The sequence below is a fragment of the Streptomyces sp. NPDC042336 genome, assembly GCF_055581985.1.
On record NZ_JBVJEA010000015.1, the window covers coordinates 51,151 to 63,885 of the forward strand.

The following is a 12,735-nucleotide window of genomic DNA, read 5'->3' on the forward strand; positions in this document are numbered from 1 at the left end:
CGCCCCGCCGCGCCGGCCCGGAACCGGCGGCGGGCGCCGGTGGGCTGGTTCCGGTGGCCGGTGCGGGAGGTCGGTGCCGGTGGCGGGTCCTGGCAGGCGGTCCCGCGGCCGGTGCGGGCTGGCGGTGCTGGTGGGCGGTCCCGTGACCGGTCCAGGTAGTCGGTGCCGGTGGGCTGGTTCCGGTGGGCGGTGCGGGGGGTCGGTGCCGGTGGCGGGTCCTGGCAGGCGGTCCCGCGGCCGGTGCGGGCTGGCTGGCGGTGCTGGTGGGCGGTCCCGTGACCGGTCCAGGTAGTCGGTGCCGGTGGGCTGGTTCCGGTGGCCGGTGCGGGAGGCCGGTGCCGGTGAGCTGGTTCCGGTGGGTGGTGCGGGAGGTCGGTCGTGGCGGCGGGTCTCGCAGGTTGGTGCCGGCGGCGGGTCCTGGCAGGTGGTCCCGCGGCCGGTGCGGGAGGGCGGTGTGGGCGGGTGGTGCCTGAGGTCGGTGCCGCAGGCCGGTCGCGGGGGTCGGTCAGGCCGTCGGGCCGGGCAGGTCGAAGCCCAGCGCCGCCGCCGCCCGCTCCGGCGTCGGCTGGGACCAGAGGTCCGCCATCGCCGCGTTCGAGGCCAGCGAGCGCGGTTCGGCCCGGTCCAGGTACAGCGTGCCGTCGAGGTGGTCCGTCTCGTGCTGCACGATCCGGGCCGGCCAGCCCGTGAACACCTCGTCCACCGACCGCCCGTGCTCGTCCCGCGCCCGCAGCCGCACCTCGGCATGGCGTGCCACCACCGCCTGCCAGCCCGGCACGCTCAGGCAGCCTTCGAAGAACGCGGCCCGCCCGACGCCGACCGGTTCGTACGACGGGTTGACCAGCACCCGGAAAGGCTGCGGCACCCGCCCCCGTGCGACCCGCACCGCCTCGGGCACCGGCGCGGGGTCCTCGATCACCGCGACCCTCAGTCCCACCCCGACCTGGGGCGCGGCCAGACCCACACCGGGCGCCGCGTGCATGGTCAGCCGCAGCGCCTCGACGAACCGCTCGAAGAGCGCGGGCGCCAACTGCCCGTCGTACGGCTCGGCCGTGCGCCGCAGCACCGGATCCCCGGCCGCGACGATCGGCAACGGGCCGCCGACGGCGAGCAGTTCCTCGACCCGCTCGGCAAGCGGGGGGCGATCACTCGGAGTTCCCAGCGCGGTTCCCATCGCGCCAGGATGCCACGCCCGGGGTTCGCGCTCAGAGTTCGGCGAAGTCGCCCGCGAGGGCCGAGGCGATCCGCAGCTGGGCGTCGGCCTCCTCCTGCCGCCCCTGCCGTTCCAGGGTGCGGCCCAGCATCAGCCGGGCGTAGTGCTCGACCGGATCACGCTCGACGACGATCCGCAGCTCGGCCTCCGCCCGCCGCAACTGGGCCGAGTGGTAGTAGGAGCGCGCCAGCAGCAGCCGCGGGCCGGTCTGCTCGGGCACCTCGGCGACCAGTCCGTCCAGGACGCGCGCCGCGGCGGCGTAGTCCTTGGCGTCGAAGAACATCCGTGCGCGCTTCCAGCGCTCCGCCGGCGTTCCGTGGTCGTAGTACGTCATGTCCACTGAGGACCTCCTTCGGCCCGTGCAACCACACCACACGGTTGAACATTCCAATACCGATGGCGGTGCGCCGAGGGGCGCCGTAGCCCGCCACGGTGACGGCCCGCCGTCCGTCTGACGCGAAGGCCCCGCCGGGTCTAGGTTGGGCGGCATGAGCAACCTTGATCGCGAGGCAGTACCCAGTCTCTGCGGCGGCCGCGGCTTCGTGGTGACGGAGCCCGTACGGGAACTCCTCAGCCCTCGCCACGTCAAGCTCGGCGAGTCCACCGAGGTCCGCCGACTGCTGCCCAACCTGGGCCGGCGCATGGTCGGCGCCTGGTGCTTCGTCGACCACTACGGCCCCGACGACATCGCCGACGAGCCCGGCATGCAGGTGCCCCCGCATCCGCACATGGGCCTGCAGACGGTGAGCTGGCTGCACGAGGGCGAAGTACTGCACCGCGACTCCACCGGCAGCCTGCAGACCATCCGCCCGCGTCAGCTGGGCCTGATGACCTCCGGCCGCGCGATCAGCCACTCGGAGGAGAGCCCGCGCCCGCACGCGCGCCTCCTGCACGGCGCGCAGCTGTGGGTGGCCCTCCCGGACGCCCACCGGCACACCGACCCCCACTTCGAGTTCCACGCCGAGCTGCCCCGGGTCACGGCCCCGGGCCTGGCGGCCACCGTGCTCCTCGGCACCCTCGACACCGCCACCTCGCCCGGCACCACGTACACCCCCCTCGTCGGCGCCGACCTGGCCCTCACCGGCGGCACGGACGTACGCCTGCCGCTGGAACGGGACTTCGAGTACGCCGTACTGGCCATGAGCGGTGAGGCCCACGTCGACGGCGTGCCCCTGGTGCCGGGCTCGATGCTCTACCTCGGCTGCGGCCGCGACGAGTTGCCCCTGCGCGCCGACTCGGACGCGGGCCTGATGCTCCTGGGCGGCGAGCCGTTCGAGGAGGAACTGATCATGTTCTGGAACTGGATCGGGCGCTCCCAGGAGGAGATCGAGCAGGCCCGGCGGGACTGGATGGAAGGGTCGCGGTTCGGTGAGGTCAAGGGCTACGACGGCGCCCCGCTGCCCGCCCCCGAGCTGCCGGCCGTCCCGCTGAAGCCTCGCGGAAGGACCCGTTGACCTGCGTAAGGTCGTCATGGCGGTGCGCGCTGGAGGCCGGCGTCTCCGGACGTTGCCCTCGCCGTCGTAGAAGTAGGTGACGGTGAAGTGGGTGGAGGAGACCTCGCGGACGCGGACGCGGGAGTCGCAGCCGTAGACGGTGGTGAGGGAACCACCGGCCGCACCGGGCGATGCCCGTGGCGGCCGATCGGTTCCCTCCGCCACTCACTTGTTCCGTGAGCGGATGGCCACCGCCACTCCGATCGAGAAGATCACACCGACCACGGCCACCCAGACGGCCGGCTTCAGACCTGCCACCATGCCGAAGGCACCGATGAGTACAAGGGCGACACCGGCGGCCAGGGCGATCCACAATCCGGTAGCAGCCACCGCTCGTCCGGCCTCGTCGCCGTGGTCCAGCGTGTTTCCCTGATCGTTGCCAGTGTCCACGTGCTCTCCTTCTGTCAGGACAACGAGTCCTGCATCGCACCTGCGGTTACGTTGCTTACGGTGTCGGCCGCGATACCGCATCGTGCCGTGGTCAGCGGAGTGAGGTAGGGCATCCCTGCGGCCGTCGCCATCGTGGCGGTCCCAGCGGTGCACAGGCCCCCGAAAACGGCTCCGGCCGCGATGCCCGCGGCCTGCGAGAACAGTGCCTGGGGATCGTTCCGGTTCTGCCAGATCTCTGCGAGGTCCTTGCCTCCGAACATGCCGTCGACGAAGGACCCGAAACCCAACAGGCCACTCGGGTCGACATTTGGCCGAGCGGGGCGTGCCCGGGCGAGGTCCTGGAGCACCACCTGAGGCACTACGCCGTCGAGTTCCGGAACCGGATCCTCGACGCGGCGGCCGCCCTCGCCTGAGCGGTACCGGCCGGAACCGCTGTCGGTGAGGCCGGTCTTCCCTCGACCGGCCGGGCCGACGCCGGCCACCCGCCCGTGCGCCATCGATCACACAAGGAACGTCGTGTCTCAACACTCCGGCCGGCCCGGTACGGGACGCAAACTGACCTTGGTCGTCCTCGGCATGACCGCCCTGTCCACGACCCTCCTGGGCCTGCAGTCCCTCCTCGGCATCGCCGGCTTCGGCCTCGGCACCGCCCTCATGATGCTGCTGGGCAACCCCCTCTCGGGCCTGGCCACCGGCCCGCACTGGCTCCCCGACGGATGGGCCACCGTCGGCCAGTTGCTCCCGCCGGGCGCAGCGGGCAGCCTCCTGCGCGCCAACGCCTTCTTCGACGGGACGGGCACCGGCTACCCCGCCCTGGTCCTGACCGCATAGGTCGTCCTCGGATGCGCCCTCACCCTCATCGCGGACCGACGCGGCAGGCGTACCCCGGTGCACCGGTCCGAGATCGTCGCCACCTCGCACCCCGGCAGCGCGACCCCTGCCCAGCAGCCCGAGGCCATCACCCCGTGACGCCGGCAGGACGGGATTGCCGAGCGGGTGCGTGAACGCCCTGTCGGCGGGCACAAGGGCTATCGCACCGAGGTCCTGGCATTCGGAGCAGGTCGGGATCCACCGACCGAAGGGAAAGCCAAGCCGTTGTGTGTCCCATGCGCGCATGCGTCTGGGCCGGAATTGACGATGGGGTTTGAAATGATCATTCTTGGGCTCATTCTGCTGATCATCGGGCTGCTTGTCGGCATGGGTCTGCTGACGACGATCGGTGGCATTCTCATTCTGGTGGGCGCCATCCTGTGGATCCTGGGTGCGACCGGTCGCGCGGTCGGTGGACGCAAGCACTTCTTCTGAACCGACACCCCTTGCCCAGCGGTCCTCGGCATGTTCGGAGACGATGGAGTCAGGTCGGACGGCGCATGACGGCGATCCCGGCCAGAGACTACGTTTCCGAGGAGTGACCCGTAGTCGCGACGCAGCGATTCCAGGAGCCACCGATGTCCGAGGACCCGAGCAGGGCGCGACCGCCGGTCGTCGACCGCGCGACCTTCGAGCACCAGCTGGAGGGCCTGCGGGCGCGGGAGAAGGCCCACACCCGTGAGGGCGACTCGATCGCCGCGGCGCGCCGCAGGCTGCCGATGGTCGAGGTGGCCGCGGACAGCCCGTTGCTGGGGCCGGACGGCCCCATGACGCTCCTGGAAGCGTTCGAAGGGCGACGCCAGATGATCGCCTACTACTTCATGTGGTGGCCCGGACGGCCGGCCGCTGAGCAGTGCGAAGGCTGTACCTGGGTGATGAGCCACGTGGGCGAGCTGGCATACCTGCACTCCCGCGACATCACCTTCGCCGTGTTCTGCCAGGGACGGAACACGGCCTACGGCTTCGGGGACGCGCGGACGTCGTACGAGGAGAGCCTGCGCTACCGCGCCTTCATGGGCTGGTCGATGCCGTGGTACTCCGCCCAGCCCTCGCTCGACTCGCTCCTTGTCGGCCGGGAACTCGGCCTGTTCCACCTGGTGTGCTACCTGCGCGACGGCGACCGTGTCTTCGAGACGTTCTGGACCAGGCGTCGCGGGGCCGAGGCGGTGGACTACAGCTACGCGCTCATGGATCTCACGGTGTTCGGACGCCAGGAGGACTGGGAGGACTCACCGGCAGGCTGGCCGCGCCGCGGGCAGGCCACTCGGACCCTGGGCGGGTCTCCCGACTGGCCGCCGCTGCGGGAGTGGCCGGGTGGACGTCCCACAGCCCAGTGGCCGCGCGTCGACGCCGACCGCTCCGACGACCTGGGCGCAACCGCCACCGGCACCGACCCGACGACCGAGCCCGGTCACTGCCACTGATCGCGTGACGCGTGGTCGGGCAGCAGCGGCCTCCTCGCCTTCGACCAGGGCCCCGTTGAACCCGCCGCCGAGCGCGGGAACCGCTCCGGATCTCCTGAAGGGCAGTCCGTAGCACCCGCGATCGTTCATGGTTGACGCGGCGGGCGTGGTCCCGATCACCTGGATGGCCGTGCTGGGCGAGTGGCAGCGGGACTGGGCCCGCGAGAAGACCGTGGACGGTGTCGCCGCGGTCCAGGCGCAGCACGGCGGTGCCAGCGGTGTGGCCTTCACCTGGGAGATGCAGCTCCTGGCCACGCCCACCGGCAACGAAGCCTGACCTCCCCGCCCAGTGGCGTCGATCGGGAGGATGTTGTCCTTCGTGCCGTGCGGCCGGTCAGTCCGGCTGCTTCTCCATGTGGTCCAGGATGCGCTGGGAGAGGCGGCCGAGCGTCTTGAGCTGGTGGGGGGTCAGGGCGTCGATGAAGAGGCGGCGGACGTGCTCGACGTGCTGGGGCGCGGCCTCCTCGATCGCCTCGTAGCCGGCCGGGGTGGCGACGATGAATGCTCCGCGTCCGTCGTCGGGGCACTCTTCCCTGGCCACCAGTCCGCGCTTCGCCATGCGGGTGACCTGGTGGGACATCCGGCTCTTCTCCCACTCCACGAGCTTGGCCAGGTCCAGGAAGCGCATCCTCCCGTTGCCTCGTTCGGTGAGGCTGACGAGCACGACGTAGTCCGCCGCTGAAAGTCCGGAGTCGGCCTGGACGCGTCGGGACAACCGTCCGATGAGTGTCTCCTGCATGCGGATGAAGCTGTCCCAGGCGACCTTCTGCTCGGGGTCGAGCCAGCGCGGCTGTGCGTCCATGACGCCAGCCTAGCGAAATCGTTGACAGCTCATCTACTGGCGGTGGTGGCGACGCGACTCTCTGCGTGGTCGTTCCCGCCGGAATAAGTTGATGCGTCAACCTCACGAGGTTAGGGTGATGTCCTGGCCCGCAGGATTCCGCCGAGTCGAGCGGGATCTGACCCCGCAAGGAGGACGCATGACGGTCGAAGTGATGGACGTGCCCGAGGCGAAGCGCTACGAGGCCCGTGTCAACGGAGAGTCCGCGGTGGCGGGCGTCGCGGAGTACATCCGTACGGCGGAACTCGTCGCGTTCGTGCACACCGAGGTCGGGGCGGAGTACGAGGGTGCGGGGGTCGGGTCCGCGCTGGTCCGTACCGCGCTCGACGAGGCGCGCGCCGCGAACCTGCGGGTGCTGGCCACGTGCCCGTTCTTCGCGGGCTGGATCAGCCGGCACCCCGACTACCAGGACCTGCTGTACCAGTCCCGCAGCAAGGTCAGTGACTGACCGGCCGTAGCCCGGTCCCGCGCGGTCAGTCCTCGGGTCCGTCGGTGGGCGAGAGCATCTCCTGAAGGATGCGCCGCAGCTCGGTGCGGTCCCGCGGGGTGATCCTCGCCAGCCTGCGGTCGTACTCCGCCGCCAGGGCCGCCAGCGCGTGGTCCCGCGCCTCCGTGCCCGCGGAGGTCAGTACGAGGCGGTGGCGCCGCAGATCGGCGTCGTCGATCTCGCGCCGGATGAACCCCTTGGCGACCAGGTTGCGGACGTAGACCGTCACGCTGGCCTTGGGCAGCAGCAGAGCCGCCGCGATCTCCGCCGGGTACGGCGACGTGGCCACCTCCGCCAGGACGAAGAACTCCTTCGTCTCCAGTCCGAGATCGATCAGCTCCTCCGTGCAGGCGTCCATCACGACACTCAGCAGCCGCTGGTTCAGCGTCCACAGCTGCGCACCGTCGACCGGCATGTCAGTCCCCAAGCAAGTGGTACCGTTCTGAATTAGTTCCAAGCTGTACTAGTGCTGTTTCGTACTGGTGCAGCTCTGGAGTAATGGTCTCACGAAGGGCGCTGTTCATGCTTCGGCACATCACCATCCCGCGCGGGCCGATCGATCTCGCGGCCGACCTCCACCTGCCCGACGATGCCGACGGCACCGCGCCGCTGCGCGCCGTGGTGCTCTCCACGCCCGGCAGCAGCGTGAAGGAGCAGATCGGAGCGAACTACGCCTCCCGCCTCGCCGCCCGCGGTCTCGCGGCGCTCGTCTTCGATCCCGCTCACCAGGGGCAGAGCGGGGGCGAGCCGCGGGACCTCGAAGACCCCTACCGGCGCGGTGAGGACATCTCGTACGCCATCGACGCGCTCGCCACCACCCCCGGCATCGACCCGTGGCGCATCGGCGTGCTGGGCATCTGTGCCGGCGGCGGCTACGCCGTGCACACCGCCCGCACGGACCACCGGATCAAGGCGGTCGGAACCGTGGTCCCCGGCAACATGGGCACCTCGTTCCGCGGGTTCCAGCCCGACGGCCCGGTTCCCGCACTCCAGGCCCTGGCCGATGCGCGCGTCGAGGAGTCACGCTCCGGCGAGACGGCCCGGGTGAACTGGCTGCCGGACACCCTGGAGGACGCCGCGGCGGCCGGTCTGACCGACATCGACACCACCCAGGCCGTCACCTACTACCGCACCGAGCGGGGTGGCGACGCGCACTCCACCAACCGCCGCCTCGCGCGCGGTGACTCCCTCCTGCTGGGTTACGACGCCTTCCACCTGGTCGACCGGCTCATGACCCAGCCGCTGCAGGTCGTCCTCGCCGGACGCATCGGCAACACCGGGTCCTACGAGGCGGGTATGAAGCTGTGGAAGATGGCCCCCAACCCGGTCGACCTGATGGTGATCGAGGGCGCCGGCCACTACGAGATGTACGACGAGCCCGAATACGTCGACGCCGCCGTCGAACGGCTCGCCGCCTTCTACGTCGACAACCTGTAGGCACCGGGTCCTCGGTCCGCGGCCGGAGCGGAAGAAGGGCCGAGCAGCCTGCCCTGTGGCATCATGGTTGACACGACAACCGGATTGGGGAGGTGCTCCCGGTGAGCAACACGGAATCGGATGCCGTGGTGCTGCGTTGCGGTGCGACCTCCGGACCCGGCCGGCCGGCCGGAGTCCCCCGTGTCGATGTCCTGTCGGCGCGCGAGGTGCCCCTCGGCGGTCCCCGTGCGATGCCCGTGCGGCGGACGCTGCCCCAGCGGGCGCGCACGCTCATCGGCGCCTGGTGCTTCGCCGACCACTACGGCCCGCTCGACGTCACCGCGTCGCACGGCATGGTCATGCCCCCGCATCCGCACACCGGTCTGCAGACGGTGAGTTGGCTGTTCGGCGGAGAGATCGAGCATCGCGACACCCTCGGCACCCACGCCCTGATCCGGCCCGGCGAGATGAACCTCATGACCGGCGGACACGGCATCGCGCACTCGGAGGTCTCCACCCCGCACACCACCGCCCTGCACGGTGTCCAGCTGTGGGTCGCGCTGCCCGAGGAACACCGTGACGCCGCCCGGGACTTCCAGCACTACGTGCCCGAACCCGCGCGGGTCGGCGGGGCTGACATCAGGGTCTTCCTGGGGTCGCTGGCGGGCCGGACCTCCCCGGTCCGCACCTTCACGCCGCTGCTCGGCGCCGAGATCGTCGTCGAACCCCGCGCGACGGTCACTCTCGGTGTGGACGCGGCCTTCGAGCACGGTCTCCTCGTGGACAGCGGGGACGTCCGTCTGATCGACACCGTGCTGCGGCCCGCCGAACTCGGCTACGTCCCACCCGGCGCGGACACTCTGACGATGGTGAACGAGACCGACACCCCGGCGCGGACCGTCCTCCTCGGCGGACCGCCCTTCGGGGCGGAGATCGTCATGTGGTGGAACTTCGTCGGCCGCAGCCACGAGGACGTGGTGAAGGCTCGCGAGGACTGGGAGGCGTCCTCCGACCGCTTCGGCGTCATCGAGGACTTCCCCGGCGGACGGCTTCCCGCGCCGGCCCTGCCGAACGCCGTGATCACACCGCGCGGGAACCCGCCGACCCGCTGATTCTTCCGCTGATCCCCCTGCTGCTCTCCCTTACGAAAGGCACACCATGAGCGAGTCCACCACGACGGTCGTCGAGCGCGCGGACGCCGAGCACCGGTACGAGATCCTGGTCGACGGACAACGCGCGGGCCTCACCGAGTACCGTGATCTGGGCGGGCAGCGTGTCTTCTTCCACACCGAGGTCGACGAGGCTTTCGCCGGCCAGGGGCTGGCCTCGCAACTGGTCCAGCAGGCACTCGTCGACGTGCGCGCATCCGGAATGCGGATCGTTCCGGTCTGCCCCTACGTCGCCAAGTTCCTCAAGCGGCACGACGAGTTCGCAGACATCACCGACCCGGTCACACCTGAGGTCCTGCGGTGGCTGAAGGCACAACTCGGCTGAGTCCTTTCCCTGGGCGGTCACGGGCTCAGGAGCATCCCGTCTGTCTCACATGTGCAAAGTTGGCCCCGGCCCACCGCCCTGCTGGACTACGGTGCCGACATGACCACCGGGACGGCATCACGCCACACACGGATCGGTGACCCGGTGCTCCGCTGAGCGCCGTACGGGCCGGAGTCGGCCCGCTGTCCGACCGGGGGCCCCGCGCCGCGGCTCGGGCTCCGCCTCCGTCGTGTTGATCACATGCTGACCACTGAGAAGGCTCCGCCCGGCGGCGGGGCCCGAGGCGGACGGCCGACCGGTCCGGCGGGTGAGCCGGACCGGTCGGCCGGGGGTCGGTCAGTGGTGGCCGTGCGGCCGCAGCCACTGTGGCCGGTGGGCGGCGGGACGGCGGTGCCCCGCCGTCTGGTCCGCGGTGTCCGTGCTGCTGCCCGGACCCTCCAGGCGGCCGGCCAGTGCGTCGCGCTCGGCGGTGGCCTGCCTGGCGGTCTCGCGCTCGCTGCGGCGCTTCTTGCCGCGGTGGCGCGCCAGTACCGTCCCGGCCAGGAGCATCCACATGCCCAGGCCGAAGATCAGGGTCAGGGCGATACCGCCGAGAAACGCCCCGAGCGTACTGATCGTGAATGGCTCGCTCCCGAGCAGGGTCACGGTGTAGTCCGGACCGCCGGACAGGTTGTACGCGATCAGCAGGCCCGCGAAGGCGGCGGCGCCCGCCATGAGCAGGAGGCCCAGCACCAGCATGTCTCTCACCTCGTCGCACGTGGATGTCCTCCATCCGGGTCACCATGAGAAATGGGGCAAAACGCGCAACTTGGATGTGCTGTGAAGGTCACCGGACCCACGGACCCTGCCCGGCGAGGGCACCGTCGAAGCGTTGCCGGCCCTCGCCGAGCAGGGCCACCGGCGTCAGGCGCCGATGTCGTAGAGCGCGAACTCCTCCCACGAGCCCGTCACCTCGGTGGAGCGGGCGCGCAGCGCGTACTGGAGCGAGCCGGTGTAACCGTTCTCCATGGCGACGAACAGTCCGTTGAGCGTGGACTGGAGCGCCCAGCGGTCCAGGCCCTCGTTGTAGTAGAGGACGAACCGCTCCCAGCCGCCCACGCTGGTGGAGCGGGCGCGCAGGACGTTCTGCGCGCTACCGGTGTAGTTCTTCTCCACCGCCACGTAGCGGTTGTTCGCCAGGGACCGCAGCGCGTAGGTCCCGGTGGCCTCGTCCCACTCGAAGGCGTAGCTCTCCCAGGAGCCGCTGAACTCGGTCGAACGGGCCCGCTGGACACCGGTGTTCGGCTCGGCGTAGTTCTTCTCGGTGGCCACGAAACGCTCGTTGCGGGCCGACTGCACGGCCAGCAGCTCGGGCTCCGCGGCCGCCGCCGTGGCGGTGTCCCCGGCGGCGAGCGGGGCCCGCCGGGCGTCCTTCTCCCCGGTGATCCGCGCCAGGGCGCTCGCGTCGACCGCTTCCCAGCCGGCCGGGGCGGCGGCGGGCCCGTCGGCACGCGGGGCCGCGACGGCGGTGGGAACACTCAGCGCGGACGCCGCGAGCAGGGTGCTCAGGGACAGCAGGACGGAGGTCGTACGTCTCACGGGAATTCCTCGGCTTTCGTCACACGGATACCGGGGCGGCGGGAAGGGAATCCCGCGGGAAAATGGCACCCAGACATGACGGCGTCACCCCCGAATTTCTCCGCACCCCCCAAAGGCCGCGGTCGGCACCCCTCCCCGGGTGCGTCGGCAGCCGCTGCGCCCATTCGGCGAAGCGGTTTCAGCATAGTGATGTTGAAGTGCGTACCGGTACGGTTTCCGCCCTCGAAATGACGATCCCGGACCGGAATGGGGCATCATTGGGGATTCCGTGGTCCGCCGTTAATTCCCCGGCAACTCGCCGTTACCCCGGCACTCAGGACCACCGGCCGGATACGGTCAACGCGACCTGTTCGTGGCCGCGTCCACGACGAATCCGACTCCGATGCCGAGCATCCAGGTGTCCTTCGCCAGGGCCGTTCCCTCCTGCGTCGGACGCAGGCTGCCCTCCTCGCGCATTCCCGGGGTGCGCAGATAGAGCCCCACCAGTCCCGCCGAGAACGCGGTCAGGCCGGCGCCCGCCAGAGCCGTCGGTACGACCGGCAGGAGCAGCGCCGTGCCGAGCGCGATCTCACCGGCTGACAGCAGCCGGACGAATGTCGTGGGCCGCAGTCTGCCCAGGAACGGATAGGTGTTCTTCGCCATTCCGTGCATCATGGCGGCGGCCTGCTCATCGGCTCCGCGCTTGGCCAGACCGGAGTTGAGAATGAAAGCCCCGGTGGCCAGTCGCGGGGCGACGTGCCTGAGCTCGACGGGCAGACGCATGGGAACTCCTAGGGGCGTTTCCTCGAAGACACGCTCAGGCTAGGGTGCGCCGCTTCCCCGCGCAGCGCGGGCGTCCGGGGCCTGCTCCGATCGGGTCACGGCGGCCCTCCGTCCGTACGCCCGGCTCAGTACGGGCGGTTACTCCCGCCGCGGGACGCCTCGATGGCCGCCGACCGGCAGCGTGGGCGGGGTGAAACTCAGCCGCCCCGCACGCAGGGCCTCCCTCGTCGTCCACGTCGTCGCCTCGGCCGCCTGGCTCGGGCTCACCCTCGGCCTGCTGGCGCTCGGCGTCACCACGGCGTCCAGCGCCTCCCCGGTGGCGGTGGAGAGCGCCGTGCGCTGCATGAAGCTGTTCGCCGACCGGCTGCTGCTCCCCCTCGCCCTGCTCACCCTGGTGAGCGGTCTGGTGCTGGCGCTGGGCACGCCGTGGGGGCTCGCCCGGCACCGGTGGGTGTACACGAAGTTCTGGCTGACCCTGGGCACGACCGTCGCCACGTTCTTCGCGCTGCGCCCCGGGGTCGACTCGGCGGTCGCGGCCGTGGCCGCCGGCGAGTCGCTGCCCGACGCGGGGGACGTGCTCTTCGGGCCGGTGGTCTCCCTGTCCGCCTACGTCTTCATGACGGTGATCTCGCTCCTCAAGCCCTGGGGACTCACCCGGCGCGGTCGTCGGCTGCGCGCGCGTCCCGCGGGCGTCCGTCCGCCGCTCACCCGCTCAGGCGGAGGGTGAA

Annotated in this window: 17 protein-coding genes and 2 pseudogenes; 10 read left to right on the forward strand and 9 right to left on the reverse strand. The window is 70.9% G+C overall.

The window, feature by feature from the left end; translation table 11 throughout:
- Window positions 1–505: 505 nt before the first annotated feature.
- Together ACZ6IM_RS28120 and ACZ6IM_RS28125 are read right to left on the reverse strand one after the other, a co-directional pair.
- Window positions 506–1,162 (reverse strand): peptide deformylase, encoded by a 657-nt coding sequence (locus ACZ6IM_RS28120; protein ID WP_052842680.1) that lies wholly within the window; start codon window positions 1,160–1,162, stop codon window positions 506–508.
- 43 nt (window positions 1,163–1,205) lie between these two features.
- A complete protein-coding gene (locus ACZ6IM_RS28125) occupies window positions 1,206–1,553 on the reverse strand; it encodes a tetratricopeptide repeat protein (protein WP_469560143.1) in 348 nt (115 codons plus the stop codon).
- A gap of 148 nt (window positions 1,554–1,701) precedes the next feature.
- Here ACZ6IM_RS28125 and ACZ6IM_RS28130 point away from each other — a divergent pair, with 148 nt between their 5' ends.
- A complete protein-coding gene (locus ACZ6IM_RS28130) occupies window positions 1,702–2,667 on the forward strand; it encodes a pirin family protein (RefSeq protein WP_052842566.1) in 966 nt (321 codons plus the stop codon).
- Window positions 2,668–2,871: 204 nt separating this feature from the next.
- Here the strand turns inward: ACZ6IM_RS28130 and ACZ6IM_RS28135 are convergent, their stop codons facing one another.
- Entirely contained in the window at window positions 2,872–3,096 is a 225-nt protein-coding gene (locus ACZ6IM_RS28135) for a hypothetical protein (protein ID WP_052842567.1), read from the reverse strand.
- Window positions 3,097–3,110: 14 nt separating this feature from the next.
- Window positions 3,111–3,578, reverse strand: a complete 468-nt coding sequence (locus tag ACZ6IM_RS28140) for a hypothetical protein (protein ID WP_469560147.1) — start codon at window positions 3,576–3,578, stop codon at window positions 3,111–3,113.
- A gap of 88 nt (window positions 3,579–3,666) precedes the next feature.
- On the opposite strand from ACZ6IM_RS28140, the pseudogene ACZ6IM_RS28145 reads away from it, so the two are divergent.
- From ACZ6IM_RS28145 to ACZ6IM_RS28160, 4 genes and pseudogenes are all read left to right on the forward strand, one after another.
- A pseudogene (locus ACZ6IM_RS28145) lies at window positions 3,667–4,065 on the forward strand (hypothetical protein); the annotation flags it as partial.
- Window positions 4,066–4,092: 27 nt separating this feature from the next.
- The gene (locus tag ACZ6IM_RS28150; RefSeq protein WP_469560335.1) at window positions 4,093–4,401 is read left to right on the forward strand and encodes a hypothetical protein; all 309 of its coding nucleotides are present in this window, start codon (window positions 4,093–4,095) and stop codon (window positions 4,399–4,401) included.
- A gap of 143 nt (window positions 4,402–4,544) precedes the next feature.
- A complete protein-coding gene (locus ACZ6IM_RS28155) occupies window positions 4,545–5,390 on the forward strand; it encodes a DUF899 family protein (protein ID WP_052842570.1) in 846 nt (281 codons plus the stop codon).
- A gap of 139 nt (window positions 5,391–5,529) precedes the next feature.
- Window positions 5,530–5,706 (forward strand): annotated as a pseudogene (locus tag ACZ6IM_RS28160) (hydrolase); the annotation flags it as partial.
- Between the two features lie 57 nt (window positions 5,707–5,763).
- Here ACZ6IM_RS28160 and ACZ6IM_RS28165 read toward each other — a convergent pair.
- Entirely contained in the window at window positions 5,764–6,231 is a 468-nt protein-coding gene (locus ACZ6IM_RS28165) for a MarR family winged helix-turn-helix transcriptional regulator (RefSeq protein ID WP_052842572.1), read from the reverse strand.
- A 178-nt stretch (window positions 6,232–6,409) separates the two neighbouring features.
- Between ACZ6IM_RS28165 and ACZ6IM_RS28170 the strand changes: the two genes are divergently transcribed.
- Window positions 6,410–6,718 carry a GNAT family N-acetyltransferase gene (locus ACZ6IM_RS28170; protein WP_469560151.1) on the forward strand — a complete coding sequence of 103 codons (309 nt, stop codon included), beginning with the start codon at window positions 6,410–6,412 and terminating at the stop codon, window positions 6,716–6,718.
- Between the two features lie 25 nt (window positions 6,719–6,743).
- On the opposite strand, the gene ACZ6IM_RS28175 is transcribed toward ACZ6IM_RS28170, so the two are convergent.
- Window positions 6,744–7,172 (reverse strand): MarR family winged helix-turn-helix transcriptional regulator, encoded by a 429-nt coding sequence (locus tag ACZ6IM_RS28175; RefSeq protein WP_469560154.1) that lies wholly within the window; start codon window positions 7,170–7,172, stop codon window positions 6,744–6,746.
- Between the two features lie 107 nt (window positions 7,173–7,279).
- On the opposite strand from ACZ6IM_RS28175, the gene ACZ6IM_RS28180 reads away from it, so the two are divergent.
- The 3 genes from ACZ6IM_RS28180 (at window position 7,280) to ACZ6IM_RS28190 (ending at window position 9,667) form a co-directional block, all read left to right on the forward strand.
- Window positions 7,280–8,194, forward strand: a complete 915-nt coding sequence (locus tag ACZ6IM_RS28180) for an alpha/beta hydrolase (protein WP_469560157.1) — start codon at window positions 7,280–7,282, stop codon at window positions 8,192–8,194.
- A gap of 101 nt (window positions 8,195–8,295) precedes the next feature.
- The gene (locus tag ACZ6IM_RS28185) at window positions 8,296–9,285 is read left to right on the forward strand and encodes a pirin family protein (RefSeq protein ID WP_469560160.1); all 990 of its coding nucleotides are present in this window, start codon (window positions 8,296–8,298) and stop codon (window positions 9,283–9,285) included.
- Window positions 9,286–9,331: 46 nt separating this feature from the next.
- The gene (locus tag ACZ6IM_RS28190) at window positions 9,332–9,667 is read left to right on the forward strand and encodes a GNAT family N-acetyltransferase (RefSeq protein WP_052842576.1); all 336 of its coding nucleotides are present in this window, start codon (window positions 9,332–9,334) and stop codon (window positions 9,665–9,667) included.
- 336 nt (window positions 9,668–10,003) lie between these two features.
- On the opposite strand, the gene ACZ6IM_RS28195 is transcribed toward ACZ6IM_RS28190, so the two are convergent.
- The 3 genes from ACZ6IM_RS28195 to ACZ6IM_RS28205 all read right to left on the reverse strand — a co-directional run bounded on the left by ACZ6IM_RS28195 (window position 10,004) and on the right by ACZ6IM_RS28205 (window position 12,007).
- Window positions 10,004–10,405, reverse strand: a complete 402-nt coding sequence (locus ACZ6IM_RS28195) for a hypothetical protein (protein ID WP_469560162.1) — start codon at window positions 10,403–10,405, stop codon at window positions 10,004–10,006.
- 165 nt (window positions 10,406–10,570) lie between these two features.
- Complete coding sequence (locus ACZ6IM_RS28200; RefSeq protein ID WP_469560164.1) at window positions 10,571–11,245, reverse strand: fascin domain-containing protein; 675 nt, start codon at window positions 11,243–11,245, stop codon at window positions 10,571–10,573.
- Between the two features lie 336 nt (window positions 11,246–11,581).
- Complete coding sequence (locus tag ACZ6IM_RS28205; RefSeq protein ID WP_469560166.1) at window positions 11,582–12,007, reverse strand: hypothetical protein; 426 nt, start codon at window positions 12,005–12,007, stop codon at window positions 11,582–11,584.
- 190 nt (window positions 12,008–12,197) lie between these two features.
- On the opposite strand from ACZ6IM_RS28205, the gene ACZ6IM_RS28210 reads away from it, so the two are divergent.
- Window positions 12,198–12,734, forward strand: coding sequence for a DUF2269 domain-containing protein (locus ACZ6IM_RS28210; protein ID WP_469560169.1), 537 nt, complete (start codon window positions 12,198–12,200; stop codon window positions 12,732–12,734).
- The last annotated feature ends 1 nt before the right edge of the window (window position 12,735 follow it).